Source organism: Bacillus sanguinis (assembly GCF_018332475.1).
GTDB classification, from domain to species: domain Bacteria; phylum Bacillota; class Bacilli; order Bacillales; family Bacillaceae_G; genus Bacillus_A; species Bacillus_A sanguinis.
In genome coordinates, this window is sequence record NZ_BOQB01000212.1 from 1 (window position 1) to 547 (window position 547).

The following is a 547-nucleotide window of genomic DNA, read 5'->3' on the forward strand; positions in this document are numbered from 1 at the left end:
TTAAAAGTTAAATAAGTTACAATAATTCTTGTCTTAAATGAATACAGTCTGGTAATGATGGCAGAGAGGCCACACCCGTTCCCATACCGAACACGGAAGTTAAGCTCTCTAGCGCCGATGGTAGTTGGGACCTTGTCCCTGTGAGAGTAGGACGTTGCCAGGCAATTCGGAGGATTAGCTCAGCTGGGAGAGCACCTGCCTTACAAGCAGGGGGTCGGCGGTTCGATCCCGTCATCCTCCACCATTTAGCCGACTTAGCTCAATTGGTAGAGCAACTGACTTGTAATCAGTAGGTTGGGGGTTCAAGTCCTCTAGTCGGCACCAGTTTTTATTGCAAGAGCCATTAGCTCAGTTGGTAGAGCATCTGACTTTTAATCAGAGGGTCGAAGGTTCGAATCCTTCATGGCTCACCATTTTAATGAAATATGCGGGTGTGGCGGAATTGGCAGACGCACTAGACTTAGGATCTAGCGCCTTTGGCGTGGGGGTTCGACTCCCTTCACCCGCACTTTTAATAAAATAACTCAAACATGTCTTGCGGAAGTAG

The 547-nt window shown here is 47.9% G+C and carries 4 tRNA genes and 1 rRNA gene; all 5 read left to right on the plus strand.

The window, feature by feature from the left end:
* Positions 1-47: 47 nt before the first annotated feature.
* Positions 48-163, plus strand: a 5S ribosomal RNA gene (gene rrf, locus KI369_RS21070).
* A 5-nt stretch (positions 164-168) separates the two neighbouring features.
* Positions 169-244, plus strand: a tRNA-Val gene (locus KI369_RS21075).
* A 4-nt stretch (positions 245-248) separates the two neighbouring features.
* Positions 249-324: transfer RNA gene (locus tag KI369_RS21080), tRNA-Thr, on the plus strand.
* Between the two features lie 13 nt (positions 325-337).
* Positions 338-413, plus strand: a tRNA-Lys gene (locus tag KI369_RS21085).
* 14 nt (positions 414-427) lie between these two features.
* Positions 428-508: transfer RNA gene (locus tag KI369_RS21090), tRNA-Leu, on the plus strand.
* The last annotated feature ends 39 nt before the right edge of the window (positions 509-547 follow it).